This is a genomic window from Roseomonas sp. USHLN139 (genome assembly GCF_037145735.1).
Taxonomy (GTDB): domain Bacteria; phylum Pseudomonadota; class Alphaproteobacteria; order Acetobacterales; family Acetobacteraceae; genus Pseudoroseomonas.
Genome location: NZ_JBBCWY010000002.1, coordinates 398,180 through 419,277 on the forward strand (window position 1 = coordinate 398,180; position 21,098 = coordinate 419,277).

Sequence of the window (21,098 nt, forward strand, 5' to 3'; positions counted from 1 at the left end):
TTGCCTCACTGCCGGCCAGGGTTCCCGATAGTACTCTGTATTTCAAACGAAGAGATCGCGAGGAAAATGGTACCGACTCTCCAGCAAGGTGTTGTTCGTGGCGGCACGATCGAGATGTCGATCCTGTTTCCAGATCTTTCCCGCCGCGATCTGACGATCAGCATCCTCACCGGGGCCGGGCCCGTGGTTGTCGCGCATTGCGTGTGGCCCACCGATTTCCAAGCCGGCGCCAGTGTCGAGAGCGGGACTGCAGAGTCTGGCCATTCTGGCAGGCTGGTGCTGCCAGTTCAGCCAAGCTGGCCGCCCTTTTCTCAGGTGGTGGTGGAGCAGGACGCTACACCATTGCCCGTGGGCGAAGCCTGGTGTCTGACGGGTCTCTTTGCCTTCAGCGAGAGGCAGTTCGAGAAGCACTTCTTCCGGCACCGAAACAGGGTACAAGACCGGGAAACATTGGTCTTCTCGGCTCGGCAGATTCTCGATCACTATAGCCTCAATGCTTCGCATCTCTGTGTGGCGGCTGTGATCTACGCCTATCGGGCAGTTGATCTTGGTGAAGCCGCAGGCCTTCGGCAGGCGAGGCAGGACATCCGCGACGTCCAGAAAAGGCTCGGCACCGTGGCGAGCACTGGCGAGGCGCGTACGGACCGTGACCATCTCGCGATCTCCCTGCTGATGGCGCTTTGGCATGTCGACCTCGCTCTGCAAGACCATGACGCCTTCCTTGCCACGCTTGACGAGGCAATTTCCCACTCGCGTCTTCTGGCGTCGCCGATGACGGCGACCTCCTACAATCTGAGTCGGATCCTGCTGCTGCGGGGATGGCTGTTCTACCAGCTTGGCGAGCCGGACAAGGCCATTGAGCTCTATAACTACAATTTTGATTTTTATGCTCGCAGCCTGCGTAATATCGAGAAAAACTTGGCCCGCTTTATCGAGCAGAAGGAAACCCATCACGCGGTTGCCCTGTCGTTAAACAGCCTTGAAAAGATCAATACAAGAAAAAGGAATATCGAAAAGCATCAGGTTTTCGATGCGGTCTGCCGTACCCGTTCCCCAGAAGGCATAGCCCTTCTGAAGAGAAGCCTCGACGGGTTGCTCCGCCGGATTCGGCTTTCCGCCAGAGGCTGACCCGTCAGTGAAGCCGCAGCCAGGGCGGTGACGCGAGCTCTTGCTCAGTCTTTCCGCTCTCTGGCAGAACCGCCGCATGGGACATCGCCGTGGCCACTGACGACCAATCCCTTGCCCTGGCGCTGCAGCAGGCCTCGCCGGAGGCCGCTGCGCTGCTCGCCGGTCCGCTCGGCGCCGCCATCGCCGAGGCCGCCGCCTATGCCGGCAAGTCGCTCTCGGCCAATACCCGCCGCGCCTATGCCGGCGACTGGCGCGCCTTCTCGGGCTGGTGCCGCAGCCTCGGCCAGGAGGCGCTGCCGGCCGATCCGCTACTGGTGGCCGCGCATCTGGCGAGCCTGGCCGGCAGCCTCGGCCGCAGCGGGCTGAAGCGGCGGCTGGCGGCCATCGCCCAGTCGCATCGCCAGGCCAACCTGCCCTGGCAGCCGGGGCATCCGGCGATCCGCGCCACGCTGCGCGGCATCCTCGCCAGCCATGGCAAGCCGACGCGGCCGGCGGCGGCGCTGACCTCGGTCGAGGTCAAGCAGCTGCTGCGCGCCTGTGGCACCGACCTGGCCGGGCTGCGCGACCGCGCGCTGTTCCTGCTCGGCTTCGCGGCGGCGCTGCGCCGCTCGGAGCTGGTGGCGATCGACCGCGAGCACCTGCGCTTCACCAGCGAGGGCATGGTGCTGGAGATCCCGCGCTCGAAGCGCGACCAGGAGGGGCAGGGCGCCCGCCTCGGCATCCCGCGCGGCAACAACCCGCTCTCCTGCCCGGTGCGCGCCGTCGAGGACTGGCTGAAGCGCGCCCGCATCGACTACGGCGCTGTCTTCCGCCGCGTCACCGCCGGCGGCACGCTGGAGGGGCGGCTCGGCGACCAGGGTGTCTGGCGCATCCTGCGCCGCCGGGCGGAGCGCGCCGGCATCACGGTGGATGCGTCAGAGCGCCTGTCGCCGCATGGCTTGCGCGCCGGCTTCATCACCGAGGCCTATCTGAACGGCGCCCGTGACGAGCAGGTGATGCAGCACGCCCGGCAGAGCGACTTCAACACCACGCAATCCTATCGCCGCCGCGCCAAGATCACCGCCGAAAGCCCGGCGCGGCTGCTGGATCTCTGAGATCCTTTGGCCCCGGCTCCGGCACCCGACGCGCCGCTGGCGCCGGATCACACCGACTGGCTGCGCCACCGCCTGACGGTCAGCGGCCCGGCCGAGCCGATGGCCGCCTTCGCCGCGGCCGCCGCCGGCCCGGGGGAGATCCCCTGGCATCTCGACCTCGACCGTATGGAGGAGGATTGGCGGCTGCAGCTGCTCGCCCCGGTCGAGGGGCCGCCGGCGATCAGCCCGGCCGGTGCCCGGCTGCTGGCGCGGCGGCTGCGCGATGCGGCGGCGACCAACCAGGCGGCGCTGCTGGCGCGCGCTGCCACCGACCGACGCTGCCCCTTCGACCTGCACCGGCTGCTGCCGATCCCGGAGGCGCTGCTGCGCCGCGGCCCCGAGGACCTCGAGGCGCGGGCCTGGCTGTGGCGGCGCTGGGGCACGCTGCGGGCGCTGCGCCAGGTGCGGGCACTGCCTTCCGAGGATCGCCGCCTGACGCGTTCCGGCCGGCTGGAGCTGGAATTCTGGTCGGCCGACTGGTCGCCCTGGCAGGCGCTGCGCCGCCTCCGCCGTGCCTGGCCGGCGCTGATCCTCGACCTGCGGCCGCTTTATGACGACATCTGACACGCCGCGGCTGAGCCTGGAGGGGTTCGAGGGGCCGCTCGACTTCCTGCTGGAGATGCTGGGCCGCAAGCGGATCGACCTAGCCGCGTTGTCCATCGCCGAGGCCACCGACCAGCTCGCCGCGGCGCTGCAGGACGGTGCCGGGCGGGTGCCGCTGGCGCAGCGCGGCGACTGGCTGGTGATGGCGGCCGAGCTGGTGCTGCTGAAATCCCGCCTGCTGGCGCCGCGCAGCCCTGGCGAGGCGGCCGATGCCGAGCAGGAGGCCAGCCGCCGCCTGTGGCAGCTGGAGACGCTGGCCGCCATGCGCGCGGCGGCGGCGCGGCTGTCGGCGCGGCCGCAGCTCGGCCGCGACGTCTTCCCCCGCGGCGCGCCGGAGCGGCCGGCCGGCCCGCCGCGCGCGGCGGCGCAGCTTGCCTTCCTCGAGGCGCTGCTGGTGCTGCTGGAAGGCCCCCTGCCGCGCGGCGAGGCTTTCGCGGCGACCTATCGCCCGCCGCCGCAGGATCTCTGGCGGGTTCCCGAGGCGCTGGCGCATGTCCGGCAGCTGCTGCCGGGCCTCGAGGCGCCGCGCGCGCTGACCGCCTTCCTGCCGCCCCGGCGGCGCAGCGGTGCGCTGTCCAGCACCTTCGTTGCCGCCCTGGAACTCGCCCGCGAGGGCGAGCTCCGCCTGTCGCAGCAGGAGGGCTTCGCGCCGATCCTGCTGGCGCCGGCCGGCTGACCGGTCAGCGGATCAGTGCCCGCACCGCCGCCTCGGACCTTGCCGCGATCTCGGCCCAGCCGGCTTTCTCGTTGGGCAGATCCGTGAAGTGCAGCGGCGTGCCGATGCGCAGGGTCAGCGGCGAGGGCCGGGGGAATCTGCTGTCCGGCGGCCAGGCCTTGTGGGCGCCGTCCAGATAGCAGGGCACCACCGGCACCGACGTGCCCGCCACCAGGGTGCCGAGGCCCGGCTGGAACTTCGCCATCGCCCCGTCGCGGCTGCGGGTGCCTTCGGGGAAGAGGATGTACACGAGAGAATCCTCGACCAGCCGGTCGCGCAGCGTGTTCAGCTCCTTCCGCGTGGTGCGGCGGCGCCAGACCGGCAGGGCGTTCACCGCATAGGCGGCGAAGACCGAGGAGGGGCCGGAACTGAAGAAGAAGTCGCCGGCCGCCAGCGCATAGCCCCGCCGCGCCGCGGCGCCGCGCAGCACGGAGGACAGCGTCAGCGCGTCCAGATGGCTGCTGTGGTTGCCGATCAGGACATAGGGCGGCGCGGCGGGCAGGTTGTCGCGCCCCTCGACCACCAGCCGGTGCGCGGCGGCCAGATAGAGCCGCACCAGCCGCCGCCAGGCGCTTTGCGCGGCCAGGCTGCCGAGGCCGGCCTCGCGCCCCTGGGAGCGCAGCCGGTCCATCGGGCTCAGGCCGAGGTCGCGGGCCGGGCGCAATTCCCATTTCATGGTGTGCTCACCCGGTGATCAGCCGGTGCGGGCCGGCGGCGCCCAGATCCATGATCCAGCGCAGGAAGTGGAACACCGCCGGCGAGACCAGCAGCAGGCTGTTGAAGCGGTCCAGCACGCCGCCATGCCCCGGCAGCACCGTGCCCATGTCCTTGATGCCAAGATCCCGCTTGATCGAGGAGAGCATCAGGTCGCCGAGCTGCCCGGCGACCGAGACGATGACGCCCAGGATCAGCCGCAGCCAGAGCGGCTCCATCGCCGTGCCGGCGAAGATCGGGCCGGAGACGAAGGCGACCAGCAGGGTGGTGGTGGCGAGCGCCCCCAGCGCGCCGGCATAGGTCTTGTTCGGGCTGGTCGCCGGCAGCATCTTCTTCCGGCCGAACAGTTTTCCAAACGTGAAGGCGGCGACGTCGTTCAACGCGACGGCGGTCAGCAGCAGCAGTACCAGCGGGCGGTAGCCCGGGTCGTTCGCCATGTAGCCGAGATGCGCGAGGCCCGCGCCGAACAGCATGAAGGCGAAGGTGGCCAGGCCGACACGCTGGATATAGCCCTCCGGCCGGTCCTGCGGGATGGTGGCCACCGCGATCAGCACGCCCATCAGCGGCCAGAGCGCGACATAGAGGCCGTACCAGTGGTCGAGGGCGGCGAAGTTCACCAGCAGGATGCCGAGCGCCACCACGCCGGCCAGCAGGTATTCGCGGAACAGCCCGGTGGCGCGATCGTATTCGCGCAGGCAGAAGATGCCGAGCAGCGTCACCGCGGCGATGGTCCATTCGCGCCCCGCCAGCACCGGCCCCAGCATCAGCGGCAGCAGCACGCCCCAGGCGCCGGTGCGCAGCCAGAGCTCCTTTCTCAATGCCGGGCCGATGCGCCCCGTCAGCTGCAGCGCCAGGATGATCAGCGAGGCCGCCAGCAGCACGCCGATGGTGGCGATGACGATGCCCTGGGTGACCGGATGCTCGAAGGCGCGGCCGAGGCCCGGCGGCGCGGTCGGGATGGCGAGCGTGCCGTTCATGCCCGTCCCCCCCGCAGCGCCCGCGCCGTGCCCGAGAGCCGCCGCCAGCAGGTCAGCAGCGAGCCGGCCAGGATCACCCAGAGCCCGATCACGGGCAGCTGCAGGCCATGGCTCCAGGCGAGGGGGACCAGCGCGCACCAGACCGCCAGCGCGGTGCAGAGCGCCATGCGCTGCTGCTTGGCCATCGGGCCGCGGAAATCGCTCGGCGCGCCAGCGGCCTTGCCCATGGCGCGGAGATAGGCCGTCGCCATGGCGGCCAGCGCCGCCGCCGCACCCAGCCCCCAGTTGCCGGCGGCGACGCCGAGGCCGAGCAGCACGGCGCTGTCGGACACCCGGTCGGGCACCTCGTTCCACAGCTCGCCGACCGGCGAGGTGACGCCGCGCCCGACCGCCACCATGCCGTCCAGCAGATTGGCCAGCAGCCGCAGCTGGATGCCGAGCGCGCCGAGGATCCAGAGCGGACGTGCCGCCTCCGGCAGCCAGGCGGTCCCGGCCAGGGCCAGCCCGGCGCCAAGACCGGCCACCATTCCCCAGCCGGAGATCGCGTTTGGAGACGCCTGGCGCCGGATCAGCCAGCCGGCCAGCCGCTCCATCACCGCCAGGTTGCGGGCCGCGATCGGCCGCCGGTCGCCGGGCTCGGTCATGGACGCTCGATCATGGGCAGCGACTCCTCGGGGCCGCGAATTTCGCGACGATAGCGTGACAGATGCACGGCCGCGCCCGCGCCTGTCCATGGCCCGACCCCCGGCAGGGATGGTGACAAACGCGTGTAGCGTTGCCGGAAAGGCAACGCTTCGTGCGGAAACTGCGGCTTGTCGTCATCCCGGCACCGGGCGAGGCTGCGGGACGGTTCGGGGAAGCGGATGATGCAGGTGCAGACGATCGGCGTGGTGGGGCTGGGCAATATGGGCCTCGGCATGGCCGCCACCCTGGCCAAGGCCGGCTTCACGGTGCTGGGCTATGACATCAGCGAGGCGCGCCGCGCCCCGATCGAGGCCGCCGGCATCCGCTTCGTGCCGGAACTGAACGGCGTGCTGCGCCAGGCCGATGCGCTGGTCTTCTCGCTGCCCTATGCGAAGGATGTCGAGGCGGTGGCCACCGCCCCCGGCGGGCTGCTGGATCGGTCGGACCGCAAGGTGGTGGTGATCGACACCTCGACCTCCGACCCGGTGACGACGCGGCGGCTGGCGGCGACCCTGGCGGCGGCCGGGCACGGGCTGCTCGACGCGCCGGTCAGCGGCGGGCCGACGGGGGCGGCGACCGGCGCGCTCACCATGATGATCGGCGGCGAGGCGGCCGACCTCGCCATCGTGCAGAAGGTGGTGGACGCCCTGTCCGCCAAGGCGGTGCATGTCGGGCCCTCGGGGGCCGGCAACATCGCCAAGCTGGTCAACAACCTCCTCGTCGCCGCCCATCTGGTCACCACCGGCGAGGCGCTGCGTCTGTCCGAGGCCGCCGGCCTCTCGGCCGCCGATGCGCTGGGCGTGGTCAATGCCGCCACCGGCCGCAGCGCCATCAGCGAGGCGATGGTGCCGCGCTGGATCCTGCCCGCCACCTTCGACAGCGGCTTCAGCGCCGGGCTGATGCGGAAAGATGTGCGGCTGGCGCTCGAGATGGCCGAGGCGTCCGGCGTCGCCCTGCCGCTCTCGGCCGAGGTCGCCCGCATCTGGCGCGACAGCACGCCCCGCATCGCCGACACCGACGACTTCACGCACATGGCCGATTTCCGCAAGGAGCCGATCTGATGCCCGATGGCGCCCCCCTGACCAGCTGCGCCCCGCGCGTCGCGGCCCTGCTGTCCGAGCTGCTGCCCGGCGGCACGGTCGGCAGCTTCGTCGCCGGCGAGGTCCTGCCCGGCACCGGCGCCGCGCTCGACCTGGTCAACCCCGCCGACGGCCGCGTCATTCTGTCCTACGCCGATGCCGGCGCGACCGTCGTCGATGCGGCGATGGCCGCCGCCGCGACCGCGCAGCGCGCCTGGTGGGGCATGACCGCCGCCGCCCGCGGCCGCGCGCTGTGGGAAGTCGCCCGGCTCGTCCGCCAGAAGGCCGAGGCGCTGGCCGAGCTGGAGACCCTCTCCGCCGGCAAGCCGATCCGCGACACAAGGGGCGAGGTCGCCAAGGTCGCGGAGATGTTCGAGTATTACGCCGGCTGGGCCGACAAGCTGCATGGCGAGGTCATCCCGGTCCCCAGCAGCCACCTGAACTACACGCGCCCGGAGCCCTTCGGCACGGTGGTGCAGATCACCCCCTGGAACGCGCCGGTCTTCACCGCCGGCTGGCAGATCGCGCCGGCCCTTTGCGCCGGCAATGCGGTGGTGCTGAAGCCTTCCGAGCTGACGCCGCTGACCAGCCTCGCCCTTGGCGCACTGATCGACGACGTCCAGGAAATCCCGCGCGGGCTGGTCAGCATCCTGGCCGGGGCCGGCCCGACCACCGGCGCCGCCGCCGTCGGCCATCGCGACACGCGGCTGGTGGTCTTCGTGGGCTCGGCCGAGGCCGGCGCGCAGATCGCCGCCGCCGCCGCGCGCAACATCGTGCCCAGCGTGCTGGAGCTGGGCGGCAAGTCGGGCAATATCGTCTTCGCCGATGCCGATCTCGGCCGCGCGGTGGCCGGTGCCCAGGCCGCCATCTTCGGCGGCGCCGGGCAGAGCTGCGTCGCCGGCTCCCGCCTGCTGGTGCAGCGCAGCGTGCAGGCGGAATTCGTCGCGCGCCTGGCTGCCGCCACCGGTCGCATCCCGGTCGGTTCGCCGACCGACCCGGCCACGCAGATCGGCCCGATCAACAACCGCCGGCAATGGGACAAGATCGGCAGCATGGTGGGTGCGGCGACAGCGGCGGGTGCGCAGCTCGCGGCCGGTGGCGGCTGCCCGGAAGCATTGCAGGCGACGGGCGGCTTCTTCTTCGCGCCGACCATCCTCGACGGCGTGACGCCGGATGCCGCCATCGCCCGCGAGGAGGTCTTCGGGCCAGTCCTCGCCGTGCTCGGCTTCGATACGGAGGAAGAAGCGGTGGCGCTGGCGAACAGCACGCCCTATGGCCTGGCCGGCGCGGTCTGGACCCAGGATGTCGGGCGGGCGCATCGCGTTGCCGCCGGGGTGCGGGCGGGCACCTTCTGGATCAACAGCTACAAGACCATCAATGTCGCCTCGCCCTTCGGCGGCTTCGGGCGCAGCGGCTTCGGCCGCTCCTCGGGGCGCGAGGCGCTGTCCGCCTATACCCAGACCAAGAGCGTCTGGGTGGAGACGGCGGCCAGCCCCGGCGTCGCCTTCGGCTATGTCGGCTGAGATGGACCCCTGGCCCCGCCTGCAGGAAGCGGCCGCCGGCCTGGCGGCGCGCGTCCCCGCCTTGGCAGCGGGGCTGGGCGAGACCGCCCTGGCGGCCGATGCCGCCAGCGGCCTGGCCGGGCTGCTGCGGCGGCTGGTGCCGGGCGGCTGGGTCGAGATCGGCCCGCTGGCCCAGCGCGTCTTCGCCGGGGCGCCGGATGACGTGGCCGCGGCGCTGGCCGATCTCGAGGCCATCACCCGGCTGAACTTCGAGCCCGGCGGGCTGGTCGGCACCTGGCTCGGCGGGCGCGGCTTCCACATGCTGGTGGCGCATCGCCTGGCGCACCGGCTGTGGCAGCAGGGCGAGACCGAGCTGGCGATCGCGGTGAAGACCGGGGCGGCCATCCTCGGCGCCGATATCCATCCGGCGGCGAGGCTGGGGCGCGGGCTGTTCCTCGACCACGGAATCGGGCTGGTCGTCGGCGAGACCGCGGTGATCGAGGATGGCGTCTGCCTCTGGCACGGCGTGACGCTGGGCAGCACGCTGATGGCCGATGGCGACCGGCACCCGAAGATCCGCCGCGGCGCGGTGCTGGGGGCAGGGGCCACCATCCTCGGCAATATCGAGATCGGCGAGGCCGCGGTCGTCGCCAGCGGCAGCGTCGTGCTGCGCGCCGTCCCGCCGCGCACCACGGTCGCCGGCAATCCCGCGATGCCGCGCGGCCAGCACCGCCACCCCTATCCGCAGCACCTGGCTGCGCTGGAGATCGCCGTATGAGCAGCATGCCCCAGGCAATGCCCGGCATCGACCATCCGCTGGTCCTGGTGCGCGACATCGAGCGCGCCCGTGGCTTCTACACGCGGCTCGGCTTCACCATGACGCCGGTGGGCTTCCACCCCTGGGGCACCAGCACGACGCTGGCGGTGCTGGAACGCTCGCTGCTCGAGGTGATGAGCGTCTATGACGAGAGCCTGACCGGCGGCTACGGCACCGGCGACTTCCTGTTCGGGCGCCACATGCAGGAGGCGCTGGCGGAGCGCGAAGGGCTTTCCCTGGTTGCCCTGCACAGCAGGGACGCCGCCGGCGACCGCGCCGACATGGCCAGCCGCGGCATCCAGCCCAGCGGCGCCATCCATTTCCGCCGCCGCGTCCGGGTGCCCGGCGGCGACTGGGACGAGGCGGTGGTGGAGCTGGAAGTGCTGCGCGACAAGGCGCTGCCGCGGGTCTCGCATTTCCTCTGCCAGCAGCACCGGCCGGAACTGGTCTGGGTGCCTTCCTGGATGCAGCACGCCAACACCGCGCGCTTCATCGGCGCGGTGACCTACCGGGCGCCCGATCCGGCGCCGGTGCTGGCGCGGCTGTCGGCGATGTTCGGCGGCGCCGCGCCCGTGCAGCACCCCTTCGGCTGGGAGGTCGCGACCGGGCAGGGGGTGTTCCGCGTGCTGCGCCCCGACGCCTGGAGCATGGTCTTCGCCGATGCCCCGCAGCCGGTCATGGCCGCGGAAGACAATGCCGGCGCCGCCATCGATATCGCCGTGGCCGACCTGGCCGCCGCGCGCCGCGTCCTGGCGGAAGCCGGCATCGAGACCTGCGAGACGCCGGAGGGGCCGGCGGTGCGCGACATCGCCGCCTGCGGCAATGCGCTGATCCGCTTCGTGCCGGCCCCCGGGGGCTGAGCCGCAGCGCAGGCAGCGCGCTGCCCGGCGCCTAGCGCCAGAACTGGTTCTTCGCCAGGTCGACCAGCTCCCGCCCGCGCCCGTCCATCACCGCCTTGAGGGCATAGAGCGAAAAGCCCTTGGCCATCTCGGCCGTGATGGCGGGCGGCAACGGCAGCTCGGTGCGGGAGACGACGGCGTCGATCAGCACCGGGCCGGGATGCGCGAAGGCCTCGGCCAGGCCCGCCGCGACATCGGCCGGGTCTTCCAGGCGGATGCCGCGCAGGCCGATGGCCTCGGCCATGGCGGCGAAGTTCGGGTTCTCCAGCGTGGTGCCGGCGGGCAGCAGGCCGGCCGACTTCTGTTCGACCTCGACGAAGCCGAGCGTCGCGTTGTTGAAGACCACCAGCTTCACCGGCAGTTTCTGCTGCACCACGGTCAGCAGCTCGCCCATCAGCATGGCCAGCCCGCCATCGCCGCAGAAGGCCACCACTTGGCGCTGTGGCAGGGCGGATTGCGCGCCGATCGCCTGCACCAGGGCATTGGCCATCGAGCCATGCAGGAAGGAGCCGAGCAGCCGCCGCCCGTTCCCCATCGCCAGGTAGCGGGCCGCCCAGACCGTCGGCAGGCCGGTATCGGCGGTGAAGACGGCATCCGTCGCGGCCAGGTCGCTGGCCAGCTTCGCCACCTGCTGCGGGTGGATCGGGCGCCGGCCGGGGGTCGCTTCCGCTTCGGCGTCGAGCTGCTCGCGGGTGCGGTGGTAATGCGCCAGGGCCTTGCTCAGGTGGCGGCCATCCTGGCGCTGGGCGAGCAGCGGCAGCAGCGCCTCCAGGGTGGCCCGCACATCGCCCACCAGGCCGAGATCGATTGCGGCGCGCCGGCCGATCTGCTGCGGCCGGATATCGACCTGCGCGATGCGGGTCGTGGCCTTGTCGGGGTAGAACTGCCGATAGGGGAAGTCGGTGCCCAGCATCAGCAGGATGTCGCAATCCTGCAGCGCGTAGTAGCCGGAGGCGAAGCCGATCAGCCCGGTCATGCCGACGTCATAGGGATTGCCGCCCTCGACATGCTCCTTGCCGCGCAGGGCGTGGACGATGGGCGCCTTCAGCCGCGCGGCGAGCTCCATCACCTCGGCCTGCGCCCCGGCGCAGCCGGCGCCGCAGAGCAGGGTGATGCGTGCCTCCTGCTGCGCCAGCAGGGCGGCCAGCGCCTCGAGCTCGCGCCGCGCCGGGCGGGTCAGCGGTGGCGGCGGCATCAGCCCGGCCGCGGTCGGCAGCGGCGCCGCAGTCGCCGGCTGCAGCGCGACATCGCCCGGCAGCCCGACCACCGCGACGCCGCCCTGGCCGAGGGCCGAACGGATGCCGATTTCCAGCACCCGCGGCAGCTGGCGCGGGCTGCCCACCATCGCCGCGTAATGGCTGCAGTCGCGGAACAGCGCGATCGGATCGGTCTCCTGGAAATAGCCGGAGCCGATCTCGGCCGAGGGGATCTGCGCCGCGATGGCCAGCACCGGCAGCCGCGAGCGGTGGCAGTCATACAGCCCGTTGATCAAATGCAGGTTGCCCGGGCCGCAACTGCCGGCGCAGACGGCGAGGCCGCCGGTGACATGCGCCTCGGCGCCGGCGGCAAAGGCGGCGGCCTCCTCGTGGCGGACCGGCACCCAGTCAATGCGGCCCTGGCGCCGCAGCGCCTCGGTCAGGCCGTTCAGGCTGTCGCCGACCACCCCGTAGATCCGCTTCACCCCGGCGGCGGCGAGGGTGGCGGCAAACTGGTCGGCGACGCTGTTCGACATCGGGGCACTCCGGTGGACGGGCGGGGCGCCGGATGCGGCGGCCTCGGCCGCATCCTGCGGCGGGTGGCCGGCGGCGACGGATCACAGCTCGGTGGGGAGACTGGTATTCGCCACCCGGCTGGTTCCAGCCAGTGCCATCAAGGCAAAAATGGTACCGGTCACGAAGTGTCGCGCCGGCCACAATCTGCAGAAAGACCTGCCGCAGGGTGAGCGTATTAGTAAATTTTTAGCTACCGCCGCGGGCATGTCCCGGTATAACTGCCACCGAAAATTGCTGCTGCGCCGTGATCGGCGAGGGCAGCGGCACCGCAGCCCTTTGCGGGAGAGGATGCTTGCTCGCTCAGCAGTACACCGCCTTCCACCGCGCCATTCGCGAGAATGGAATCATCCTCTCCTTCAGCGGCTTCGTCTCTGAGAAGGTGATGTTCTCCCTGGGCGAGGTGCTGCGTGCGCGCATGCAGCAGGAAGAGACCGATTCCGGCATCGCCAAGCGGGTCTTCTCGATCTTCATCGAGCAGGCGCAGAACGTCATCCGCTATTCCGCCAACCGGATCGCCAAGGAGCCGACGCCGCCGCTCAGCGCCGGGCTGATCATCGTCGGCGTCGAGGAGGGCCGCTTCTTCGTGGTCTGCGGCAACGAGATTGCCCGCCCTGACGTCCCCGTGCTGCAGGCGCGGCTGGCGGCCCTGGCCGGCATGAGCGCCGAGGAGCTGAAGGCGCATTACCGCAGCAAGCTCAAGGAGCCGCCCGAGGAGGGCAGCCTGGGCGGCAGCATCGGGCTGATCGAGATCGTCCGCCGTGCCAGCGCCCCCGTCGAATTCGATTTCCAGGACGTCGGAGCCGATCTCAGCTTCTTCTGCCTGAAAGCCTATATCTGAGAGCGCCGCCGCCATGGCCCCAATGATGGACCGCATCCGGCTGGAGGCGACGGAACGCTCTCCGAAGGTCGATTTCGACTTCGCCGAAGGCCGCTTCGCGCTGGAAGGCGAGGCCTATCCGGAAGACGCCGCCGCCTTCTTCGGCCCGCTGCTGCAGGCGCTGAAGCAGCATCTGCAGGCCGCGCCCGGCAGCGCGATCCGCTTCGACGTCAACCTCTGCTACTTCAACAGCTCCAGCGCCAAGGCGCTGATGAACCTGTTCATGCTGCTGGAGGAGGCCGCCGCGGCGGGGGCGGCGATCAGCATCGGCTGGCACTACCAGGAAGGCGATGATTCGCTGCAGGAGGCGGGGGAGGATTTCTCCGCCGATTTCGTCCATGCGCGCTTCGAGATGATCGAGACCCCGGCATGACGGGCGCCGGTCGCAGCCGGGCGCGCCCGGGCGCCAGCCGCGCCACTACCCGGCCCGAGGCGCTGGCGGCGCAGCTGGCGGCCGGCCCGCTTGACCGCCAGGCGCTGGCCAGCGCCCCCGAGGCCGCCCGCTTCAGCCTCTTCGACAAGGAGGAGGAGGTGCTGCGCAGCGCCGCGCTGATGCTGGCACAGCTTGGCGACATCGGCGGCACGGTCAGCGACCTGGCCGATGCCTATCGCCAGAGCTACCGCGAGCAGGAGCGGCTGGTGCGTCTCTCCGACCGCATGCAGCGCGATTTGCAGAAGGCCAAGGCGCGGCTGGCCGAGCAGGCCGCCGACCTGCTGGCGCTGAACGAGACGCTGGCGGCCGAGATCGAGCTGCGCGGCCGCCTCGAGCTCGAGCTGCGCTCGATGCTGGAGACCGACGCGCTGACCGGCGCCCGCTCGCGCCGGCATTTCTACGACCTGGCGGCGGCCGAATTCGCCCGCCAGCAGCGCAATGGCGCGGCGCTGTCGCTGGCCGTGCTCGACCTCGACCGCTTCAAGCGGCTGAACGACGCGCATGGCCACGAGGCGGGCGATGCCGCGCTGCGCGCCTTCGCCGGCTGCTGCCAGGGCGTGATCCGCGGCTTCGACGTCTTCGGCCGGCTGGGCGGCGAGGAATTCGGCCTGCTGCTGCCCGAGACCGGGCTGGAGGAGGCGCGCGCCATCGCCGACCGGATCTGTGCCGCGACCGCCGCCCTGGAGGTGCCGCTGGCGCCTGGCGGCAGCCTCTGCTTCTCGGTCAGCATCGGCTTCGCCACGCGGGCCCCGGGCGAGACGCTGCAGCAGCTGATGCGCCGCGCCGATCGCGGCCTCTACCAGGCCAAGGATCAGGGCCGCGGCCGCGCCGTCGCCGATCAGGGTGGCGGCGAGGAGGCGGCCGGCTGAGCATGCTGGCGGGCAGGCCGACCGACACCGCGGCGGGCGAAGCCGCGCCGCCGCTGTCCGCCCGGGCGGGGCTCGCCCGGCGGCTGTTCCTGCGCGTCTTTCCGGTGGTCGCCGGCGTGGTGCTGGTCACCCAGCTGACCATCGCCTGGGTCAATTACAGCGACCAGCTGCGCGACCAGGAGGCACGCGCGCAGCTGCTGGCGCAGCTCACCGCCAGCGCCGTGGCGCGGCCGGTCTGGAACCTGGACGACAGCGTCTACCGGCCGCAGATCGAGAGCCTGGCGCTGGACGCGGCCTTCCTCGGCGTGCGGCTGCTCGACGATGCCGGCCAGCCGATGCTGGTGCGGGGCCGGCCGGACCAGCCGGATGCCGGCGCCATTCGGGTCAGCGCCGAGCTGCGCGTCGACGGGGTGCCGCGCCCTGTCGGCCGGCTGGAGCTGGTGCTCTCGACCGCGCCGCTGCGCGACAGCGCGATCCGCCAGGTGGTCATCGCGGTGGCCGCCGTGCTGGTGCTGGTGCTGGTCTTCACCCTGACCCTGCAGGCGGCAGTGCGCCGCCGCGCCGTGCTGCCGCTGCGCCGGCTGCTGGCGGCGATGCGCGAGGTCGAGCACAAGCGCTGGACGACGGTCGAGATCGGCAGCGGCGATAATGACGAGATCGGGGCCGTCTCCACCGCCTTCAACCGCATGGTGGAGGGGCTGCGCAGCGGCGACGAGGCGAAGCAGCTGCTGGCCGAGCTGGAGGCCGCGCATCAGCGGCTGGGCGCGGCCAACCGGCTGGTGCTGGAGAGCATCAACTATGCCCGGCGCATCCAGGCCTCGATGCTGCCGGACGAGCGGGTGCTGCTGCCGGCGCTCGCCGATGTCGCGACGCTGTGGCAGCCGCTGCACACCGTCGGCGGCGATTATTTCTGGGTCGATCAGAGCGGCGGCCGCAGCGTGCTGCTGGTGGTCGACTGCACCGGCCACGGGGTGCCGGGCGCTTTCATGACGCTGGTGGTCGCCGCCGCGCTGGACCGGGCGCTGGGCGAGCGCGGCCTGGACTCCCCGGCCGCCCTGCTGCAGGCGCTGGACGCCATGGTGCGCAGCCGGCTGCGGCAGAACGGGCGCGGCGCCGAGAGCGATGACGGGCTGGACTGCGCGATCTGCATCTGGGACCGGCCGGGACGGCGCATGCTCTTCGCCGGCGCCGGCCTGCCGCTGCTGCACAGCGATGCCGGCGGCGCCATGCAGCTGGTCAAGGGCGGCCGGCACGGGCTCGGCTATCGCAGCGTGACGCCGGATCCCGCCTCCTTCGTCGATGTCGAGATTGCGGTGGAGCCGGGCATGGCCTTCTACCTCTGCACCGATGGCGTCAGCGACCAGATGGGCGGCAGCCCGCGCCGGCTGCTCGGCCGCAAGCGCCTGGCCGAGCTGCTGCGCGCCGGCCTCGGCCAGCCGATGGCGGTGCAGATGGACCGGCTCGAGCGGGCGCTGGCCGAGTACCGCGGCGCCGAGCCGCTGCGCGACGACATGACGGCGATCGGCTTCCTGCCGCTGGCCGCTGCTCCCGGATCGGAGATTCATTGATGCGCCTTCGCCGCAGGCTGTCGCTGCTCCCCCTGCTGCTGATCGGCCTCGGCGCCGCGGCGGCGCCCGCGGCACGGGCCGCCGAGGTGCGGGTGCTGATCGGCAATTCGCTGCCGCCCTACATCATCGAGCGCGAGAACCGCGGCGTCGAATACGACATCGTCAAGGAGGCGCTGGCGCTGCGCGGCCACCAGATGGTGCCGCACTACGTGCCCTTCGCCCGCATCCCGGTCGAGCTGGAGCGCGGGACCGGCGATGCGGCGCTGACGGTGAATGCCGATTCCGGCCTGCGGGTCTGCTTCTCGGACGTGCATATCCTCTACCGCAACTATGCGATCAGCCTGGCCAGCCGCGGGCTGCGCATCGAGGCGATGGACGACCTGCGCGGCAAGACCATCCGCGCCTTCCAGAATGCGCGGCTCTATCTCGGCGCGGATTTCAGCGCGGTGACGGCGGACAATTCGGGTTATGCCGAGACCGCCAACCAGCAGACGCAGAACGCCATGCTGTTCGCCGGCCGCGTCGATGTGGTGGTGGGCGACATCAACATCTTCAACTGGTTCAACCGCACCCTGCCGGACACGCCCGAGACGCGGCAGCCGGTGGCACTGCACCCGCTGTTCGAGGCGGCGCAATACCGGGTCGGCTTCCGCGATCCCGCACTCTGCGCCGATTTCAACGAGGGGCTGCGGCAGCTGCGCGCCAGCGGCCGCTACGACGCCATCGTCGCCAGCTATACCTCCTCGCGCTGAGGCCCGGCCGCCATCCCCGCCAGCGGGGCGGCGGCCAAGGCCATGCTGGGCTGCCCCCATCCCGCTGCCTGACAGGAAGGCCCTTCCGGCGGCCGGCCGCCCGCATCCTGGGCGTTTGCCTCGGCGGCACAGGAAGAATGCCGATATTCTGCGCAGGTCCTGTCCCGGACGGTGCTTTTGCCGTTCTGCCGGGGCGTGACGCGGCGGGACAGGGCGGCGATGGTGCGCCCCGCGCCGACCATCCTTTCCGTGGCGCGCCGGATCGCCGGCCAGGCCCTGCCTCGCCGCCCGGCGCCTCGCCATTCTGCCTGGAGTACCCTGCTGATGCAGCGTCGCACCTTCCTGCTCGCCGCCGGAGCCGCCCTGGCCGCGCCGGCCTATGCCCGCGCCCAATCCTCCAAGGTCCTGCGCTTCGTGCCACAGGCGGACCTGCCGAACCTGGACGCGGTGGCCGGCACGCAGCTGGTGGTGCGCAATGCCAGCCTGCTGGTCTTCGACATGCTCTATGGCATCGGCGCCGACCTGCAGCCGAAGCCGCAGATGGTCGAGGGGCACGAGGTCTCGGCCGATGGCAAGATCTGGGACTTCCGCCTGCGCCCGGGCCTGACCTTCCATGACGGCGAGCCGGTGCGCAGCCGCGACGTGGTGGCCAGCATCCGCCGCTGGATGGTGCGCGACGGCATGGGGCAGATGATCCAGACGCAGCTCGACGCGCTGGAGGCGGTCGACGACCGCAACTTCCGCTTCCGGCTGAAGGCGCCCTTCCCGAAGCTGCTCTACGCGCTGGGCAAGAGCAACACGCCGCTGCTGGTGATCATGCCGGAGCGCATCGCCAGGACCGATCCCTTCAAGCAGATCACCGAGTATGTCGGCTCCGGCCCGATGGTGTTCAAGCGCGACGAATGGGTGGCCGGCTCGCGCTCGGTCTTCGAGCGCTTCGCCGGCTACCAGCCGCGGCAGGAGGCGGCGGACTGGCTGGCCGGCGGCAAGCGGATGCTGGTCGACCGCGTCGAATGGCTGACCATGCCCGACCCCGGCACCGCCGCCAGCGCGCTGCAGGGCGGCGAGGTCGACTGGTGGGAGAACCCGATCGCCGATCTGGTGCCGCTGCTGCGGCGCAACCGCAACGTCAAGGTGGCGATCGGCGACCCGCTGGGCAATGTCGGCGCCATGCGGCTGAACCATCTGCAGGCGCCCTTCGACAACAAGCAGGTGCGCCAGGCGCTGCAGCTGGCGGTCAGCCAGGAAGACTACATGCGCGCCATCGTCGGCGACGACACCGCGCTCTGGAAGGCGATGCCGAGCTTCTTCACCCCCGGCACGCCGCTCTACACCGAGGTCGGCGCCGAGCGGCTGAAGGGCCCGCGCAATTACGAGCGCGCCAAGGAGATGCTGAAGCAGGCCGGCTACAATGGCGAGAAGGTCGCCCTGCTGGTCGCCACCGACGTGCCGATCACCAAGGCGCAGGGCGACGTCACCGCCGACATGCTGGCGCGCATCGGCATGAACGTCGACTACATCGCCACCGACTGGGGCACGGTCGGCGCCCGCCGCACCAGCAAGAAGCCGGTCGCCGAAGGCGGCTGGAGCATCTTCTTCAGCTGGCATTCCGGCGTCGATTGCATCAACCCCGCGCCCTACAAGGGCGTCAGCGCCAGCGGCGACAAGGCTTGGTTCGGCTGGCCGGACTCCGCCGAGGTCGAGCGCCACATCGCCGACTGGTATCAGGCGCCCGACCTGGCGGCCGAGAAGCAGGCGATCGACGGGGTCAATGCCGCCGGCATGGACCACGTCACCTTCATCCCGACCGGCTTCTTCCTCGGCCACACCGCCTGGCGCGGCAATGTCGCCGGGGTGAAGCAGGCGCCCTTCCCGCTGTTCTGGGGCGTCGAGAAGGGCTGATGGCTACTCCGCCGGCTGCGCGGCCGCGGCCGGCGGTCCGCCATCGGCCGCCCCACCGGCCGGGCGGGTTTCCGGCATGAACAGCCAATAGGCCAGGAACCCCGCCGCGGCGATGCCGCCGAGCGTCAGGAAGGCGGTGTCGAAGCCGGCGGCGACGATCAGCCCGCCGGCCAGGCTGGCGCTCAGCGCGGCGCCCAGCCCCTGGGCGGTGGCGATGGCGCCCTGCGCCACGTTGAACCGCCCGGTGCCGCGCGTCAGGTCGGCGACCACCACGGGGAACAACGCGCCGAACAGCCCCGCGCCGATGCCGTCCAGCAGCTGCACCGCCATCAGCCAGTAGGGGCTGTCGGACAGCACGTAGAGGAAGCCGCGCAGCGCCAGCACGCCGAAGGCCGCCAGGAACAGCGGCTTGCGGCCCCACCGGTCGGCGCGCGCCCCGGCCAGCAGCGCCACCGGCACCATGACGCATTGCGCCGCCAGGATGCAGAGCGCGATCAGCGAGGTCGCATGCTCCTGGCCGATGCCGCGCGCCAGCAGCTGGCCGAGGCTCGGCAGCATGGCGGCATTGGCCAGGTGGAAGGCCGCCATCAGCAGCGCGAAGACCAGCAGCGGGCGGTCGGCCAGCAGCGTCGCCAGCCCGCTCGGCTGCGCCGTGCCCTCGGCCGGCGTCGCCGCCAGGCCGCGGGCCTGGCGGTCGTCGATCGCCGATGCCGGCACCATCAGCATGGCGCCGATGCTGAGCACGGCGAGCGCGGCCATCAGCCAGAACACCACCTGCGGGCCGACCAGGATGGCGCCGCCGGCGGCCAGCGCCGCCGAGGCGGCGTTGCCGGCATGGTTGAAGGCCTCGTTGCGGCCGATGCGGCGGGCGAAGAGGCGCGGGCCGACGACGCCCAGCGTGATGGCGGCCAGCGCCGGCGGGAAGATGGCGCCGGCGATGGCGGCCAGCGACTGGCTGGCGGCGACCGCCCAGAAGCTGTGCAGGAAGGGGATCGCCAGGCAGCTCAGCGTCACCGCCAGCGCCGCGGCGATGACGATGACGCGCTTGCGGTGGCTGCCGTCGATCAGCGCGCCGGCCGGGGTCTGCGCCACCAGCCCGACCAGCCCGGCCAGGGTGATGACCAGGCCGGTGGTCGCCTCGTCCCAGCCGCCCTCCGGCCCGCGCACCGCGACGAGATAGATGGCGAGATAGGGCCCGAGCCCGTCCCGCACATCGGCCAGGAAGAAGTTGAGGGCGTCCAGCCCGCGCAGCACGCGGGAGGGGGCCGGGGCGGGCAGGGCGGCCATGCAATGGTTCCGAAGGGTGTCCTGCCGCAACGCGCGGTTCGACGCCCGGTTTGCGCCGCAGCCAGAGCCGGGCAGAAAAATCTGCCGGCCCGGCCAGGCCTCCCGCCGCCGCGGCTCAGAAGCTGCCGAGATAGTCCAGCTTGCCCAGCGCCACCCCCTGCGCGCGCAGGATGTCGTAGGCGGTGGTGACGTGGAAGAAGAAGTTGGGCAGGGCGAACTGGGTCAGGTAGGTGGCGCCCGTGAAGTGGTAGTCGCGGCCGCCGGCGGTCAGCGAGATGGCGCGCTCGGCGCCGGCCTCGGTCGCCGCCGGGTCGATGCCCTGGACGTAGTCGATGGTCTTGCGGATGCGCTCGTGCAGCTCGGCGAAGCTGGTCTCGACATCGGGGAAGCTCGGGCGCTCGACCCCGGCCAGCCGCCCGGCGCCGGCCTTGGCGGCGTCGCTGGCGAGCTGCACCTGGCCGGCCAGGTCGCGCATGTCGGGGGCGAGCCGCGCCCGGACCAGCGTCTCCGGCGCCAGGCCCTGCGCCGCGGCATGCGCCTCGGCCTTCTCGAGCAGGGCGGCGAGATTGGTCAGGCCGCGCAGGAAGATCGCGGTGGAGGCGGTGTGCAGCGGGATCGGCATGGGACGGCATCCTGGAAGGGGGACCGCGCAAAATCCTCGCGCGGTTTCGTACCATGTGGTATGATTCTGGACCGTGGCCGTCAAGCTGGCTAGTGATCCGGCCGCCGCAGCAGGAGAGACAGGGGTTCAACATGGGCCGCCCACGCGAATTTTGCCCTGACCAGGCGCTCGGCCAGGCGCTGCAGGTGTTCTGGCGCCAGGGCTATGAAGGCGCCTCGATGTCCGACCTGACGGAGGCCATGGGCATCACGCGGCCCAGCCTCTATGCCGCCTTCGGCAACAAGGAGGAGCTGTTCCGCAAGGCGCTCGACCGCTACGAGAGCCATGTCATGGGCTTCATGGCCGAGGCGATGCGGCGCCAGCCGGCGCGCGAGGCGGTGGCCGGGCTGCTCTACGGCTTTGCTGATGCGCAGTCGGGCCAGGACACGCCGGCCGGCTGCCTTGGCGTCAACGGCGCCCTGGCCTGTTCCGAGGCCTCCGAGCCGGTGCGGCAGGAGCTGGCACGCCGCCGCGGCGCGGTCGAGGCGCAGCTGGCCGAACGGCTGCGCGCCGCGCCGTCGGAGGAGCTGCCGCCCGGCGCCGAGCCGGAGGATCTGGCGCGCTATGTCATGGCGCTGGCCCAGGGCATGGCCGTGCAGGCCAAGTCGGGCGCCGGGCGCGAGGCGCTGCGCCGCGTCGTCGCCACCGCGCTGCAGGCCTGGCCGGAGCGCGTCGCCGCGGCGTGAGCCGGCCCGGCGGCGCGGCCTCGCCGGAAAGCCTGGCGCC

21 protein-coding genes are annotated in these 21,098 nt (G+C 71.8%); 15 read left to right on the top strand and 6 right to left on the bottom strand.

The features are described 5' to 3' along the window. The first annotated feature begins 66 nt into the window (after positions 1 to 66). The 4 genes from WFI16_RS09115 (at position 67) to WFI16_RS09130 (ending at position 3,540) form a co-directional block, all read left to right on the top strand. A complete protein-coding gene (locus WFI16_RS09115) occupies positions 67 to 1,128 on the top strand; it encodes a hypothetical protein (RefSeq protein ID WP_419897510.1) in 1,062 nt (353 codons plus the stop codon). Between the two features lie 89 nt (positions 1,129 to 1,217). Next, complete coding sequence (locus tag WFI16_RS09120; protein WP_419897511.1) at positions 1,218 to 2,222, top strand: site-specific integrase; 1,005 nt, start codon at positions 1,218 to 1,220, stop codon at positions 2,220 to 2,222. Positions 2,223 to 2,228: 6 nt separating this feature from the next. Then, complete coding sequence (locus tag WFI16_RS09125) at positions 2,229 to 2,825, top strand: hypothetical protein (protein WP_419897512.1); 597 nt, start codon at positions 2,229 to 2,231, stop codon at positions 2,823 to 2,825. Beyond that, on the top strand, positions 2,812 to 3,540 hold the full coding sequence (locus WFI16_RS09130; protein WP_419897513.1) for a segregation and condensation protein A: 729 nt from the start codon (positions 2,812 to 2,814) through the stop codon (positions 3,538 to 3,540). The genes WFI16_RS09125 and WFI16_RS09130 overlap by 14 nt, the downstream gene beginning before the upstream one ends. A gap of 4 nt (positions 3,541 to 3,544) precedes the next feature. Here WFI16_RS09130 and WFI16_RS09135 read toward each other — a convergent pair whose 3' ends face one another. The 3 genes from WFI16_RS09135 to WFI16_RS09145 are packed head-to-tail and all read right to left on the bottom strand — an operon-like array spanning position 3,545 to position 5,914. Continuing rightward, a complete protein-coding gene (locus WFI16_RS09135; protein ID WP_419897514.1) occupies positions 3,545 to 4,255 on the bottom strand; it encodes a lysophospholipid acyltransferase family protein in 711 nt (236 codons plus the stop codon). A gap of 7 nt (positions 4,256 to 4,262) precedes the next feature. Then, entirely contained in the window at positions 4,263 to 5,270 is a 1,008-nt protein-coding gene (locus WFI16_RS09140) for a phosphatidate cytidylyltransferase (RefSeq protein ID WP_419897515.1), read from the bottom strand. Then, positions 5,267 to 5,914 (bottom strand): CDP-alcohol phosphatidyltransferase family protein, encoded by a 648-nt coding sequence (locus WFI16_RS09145; protein WP_419897516.1) that lies wholly within the window; start codon positions 5,912 to 5,914, stop codon positions 5,267 to 5,269. The genes WFI16_RS09140 and WFI16_RS09145 overlap by 4 nt, the downstream gene beginning before the upstream one ends. A 222-nt stretch (positions 5,915 to 6,136) precedes the next feature. Between WFI16_RS09145 and WFI16_RS09150 the strand changes: the two genes are divergently transcribed. Genes WFI16_RS09150 through WFI16_RS09165 form a run of 4 tightly spaced genes read left to right on the top strand, consistent with a single transcriptional unit; the run spans position 6,137 to position 10,212 of the window. Next, positions 6,137 to 7,015 (top strand): NAD(P)-dependent oxidoreductase, encoded by an 879-nt coding sequence (locus WFI16_RS09150; protein WP_419897517.1) that lies wholly within the window; start codon positions 6,137 to 6,139, stop codon positions 7,013 to 7,015. Further along, positions 7,015 to 8,556, top strand: a complete 1,542-nt coding sequence (locus WFI16_RS09155; RefSeq protein ID WP_419897518.1) for an aldehyde dehydrogenase family protein — start codon at positions 7,015 to 7,017, stop codon at positions 8,554 to 8,556. The genes WFI16_RS09150 and WFI16_RS09155 overlap by 1 nt, the downstream gene beginning before the upstream one ends. Before the next feature lies 1 nt (position 8,557). Next, positions 8,558 to 9,313 (top strand): serine O-acetyltransferase, encoded by a 756-nt coding sequence (locus tag WFI16_RS09160; RefSeq protein ID WP_419897519.1) that lies wholly within the window; start codon positions 8,558 to 8,560, stop codon positions 9,311 to 9,313. Continuing rightward, positions 9,310 to 10,212 (top strand): VOC family protein, encoded by a 903-nt coding sequence (locus WFI16_RS09165; RefSeq protein WP_419897520.1) that lies wholly within the window; start codon positions 9,310 to 9,312, stop codon positions 10,210 to 10,212. Before WFI16_RS09160 ends, WFI16_RS09165 begins: the two co-directional genes overlap by 4 nt. Positions 10,213 to 10,243: 31 nt before the next feature. Here the strand turns inward: WFI16_RS09165 and poxB are convergent, their stop codons facing one another. Next, positions 10,244 to 11,983: a ubiquinone-dependent pyruvate dehydrogenase gene (gene poxB, locus WFI16_RS09170; protein WP_419897521.1), complete on the bottom strand. Its 1,740-nt coding sequence runs from the start codon at positions 11,981 to 11,983 to the stop codon at positions 10,244 to 10,246. 332 nt (positions 11,984 to 12,315) lie between these two features. Between poxB and WFI16_RS09175 the strand changes: the two genes are divergently transcribed. From WFI16_RS09175 to WFI16_RS09200, 6 genes are all read left to right on the top strand, one after another. Beyond that, complete coding sequence (locus tag WFI16_RS09175) at positions 12,316 to 12,861, top strand: SiaB family protein kinase (protein ID WP_419897522.1); 546 nt, start codon at positions 12,316 to 12,318, stop codon at positions 12,859 to 12,861. Between the two features lie 13 nt (positions 12,862 to 12,874). After that, positions 12,875 to 13,273, top strand: a complete 399-nt coding sequence (locus WFI16_RS09180; protein ID WP_419897523.1) for a DUF1987 domain-containing protein — start codon at positions 12,875 to 12,877, stop codon at positions 13,271 to 13,273. Next, a complete protein-coding gene (locus tag WFI16_RS09185) occupies positions 13,270 to 14,202 on the top strand; it encodes a GGDEF domain-containing protein (RefSeq protein ID WP_419897524.1) in 933 nt (310 codons plus the stop codon). Before WFI16_RS09180 ends, WFI16_RS09185 begins: the two co-directional genes overlap by 4 nt. 2 nt (positions 14,203 to 14,204) lie before the next feature. Beyond that, positions 14,205 to 15,770, top strand: coding sequence for a SpoIIE family protein phosphatase (locus tag WFI16_RS09190; RefSeq protein ID WP_419897525.1), 1,566 nt, complete (start codon positions 14,205 to 14,207; stop codon positions 15,768 to 15,770). Continuing rightward, a complete protein-coding gene (locus tag WFI16_RS09195; protein ID WP_419897526.1) occupies positions 15,770 to 16,522 on the top strand; it encodes a substrate-binding periplasmic protein in 753 nt (250 codons plus the stop codon). The genes WFI16_RS09190 and WFI16_RS09195 overlap by 1 nt, the downstream gene beginning before the upstream one ends. A gap of 324 nt (positions 16,523 to 16,846) precedes the next feature. Next, entirely contained in the window at positions 16,847 to 18,424 is a 1,578-nt protein-coding gene (locus tag WFI16_RS09200; protein WP_419897527.1) for an ABC transporter substrate-binding protein, read from the top strand. A gap of 3 nt (positions 18,425 to 18,427) precedes the next feature. Here WFI16_RS09200 and WFI16_RS09205 read toward each other — a convergent pair whose 3' ends face one another. Both WFI16_RS09205 and WFI16_RS09210 read right to left on the bottom strand, forming a co-directional pair. Further along, positions 18,428 to 19,711 carry an MFS transporter gene (locus WFI16_RS09205; RefSeq protein ID WP_419897528.1) on the bottom strand — a complete coding sequence of 428 codons (1,284 nt, stop codon included), beginning with the start codon at positions 19,709 to 19,711 and terminating at the stop codon, positions 18,428 to 18,430. Between the two features lie 115 nt (positions 19,712 to 19,826). Then, the gene (locus WFI16_RS09210; protein WP_419897529.1) at positions 19,827 to 20,333 is read right to left on the bottom strand and encodes a DUF1993 domain-containing protein; all 507 of its coding nucleotides are present in this window, start codon (positions 20,331 to 20,333) and stop codon (positions 19,827 to 19,829) included. Positions 20,334 to 20,464: 131 nt separating this feature from the next. On the opposite strand from WFI16_RS09210, the gene WFI16_RS09215 reads away from it, so the two are divergent. After that, on the top strand, positions 20,465 to 21,058 hold the full coding sequence (locus WFI16_RS09215; protein WP_419897530.1) for a TetR/AcrR family transcriptional regulator: 594 nt from the start codon (positions 20,465 to 20,467) through the stop codon (positions 21,056 to 21,058). Positions 21,059 to 21,098 lie beyond the last annotated feature (40 nt).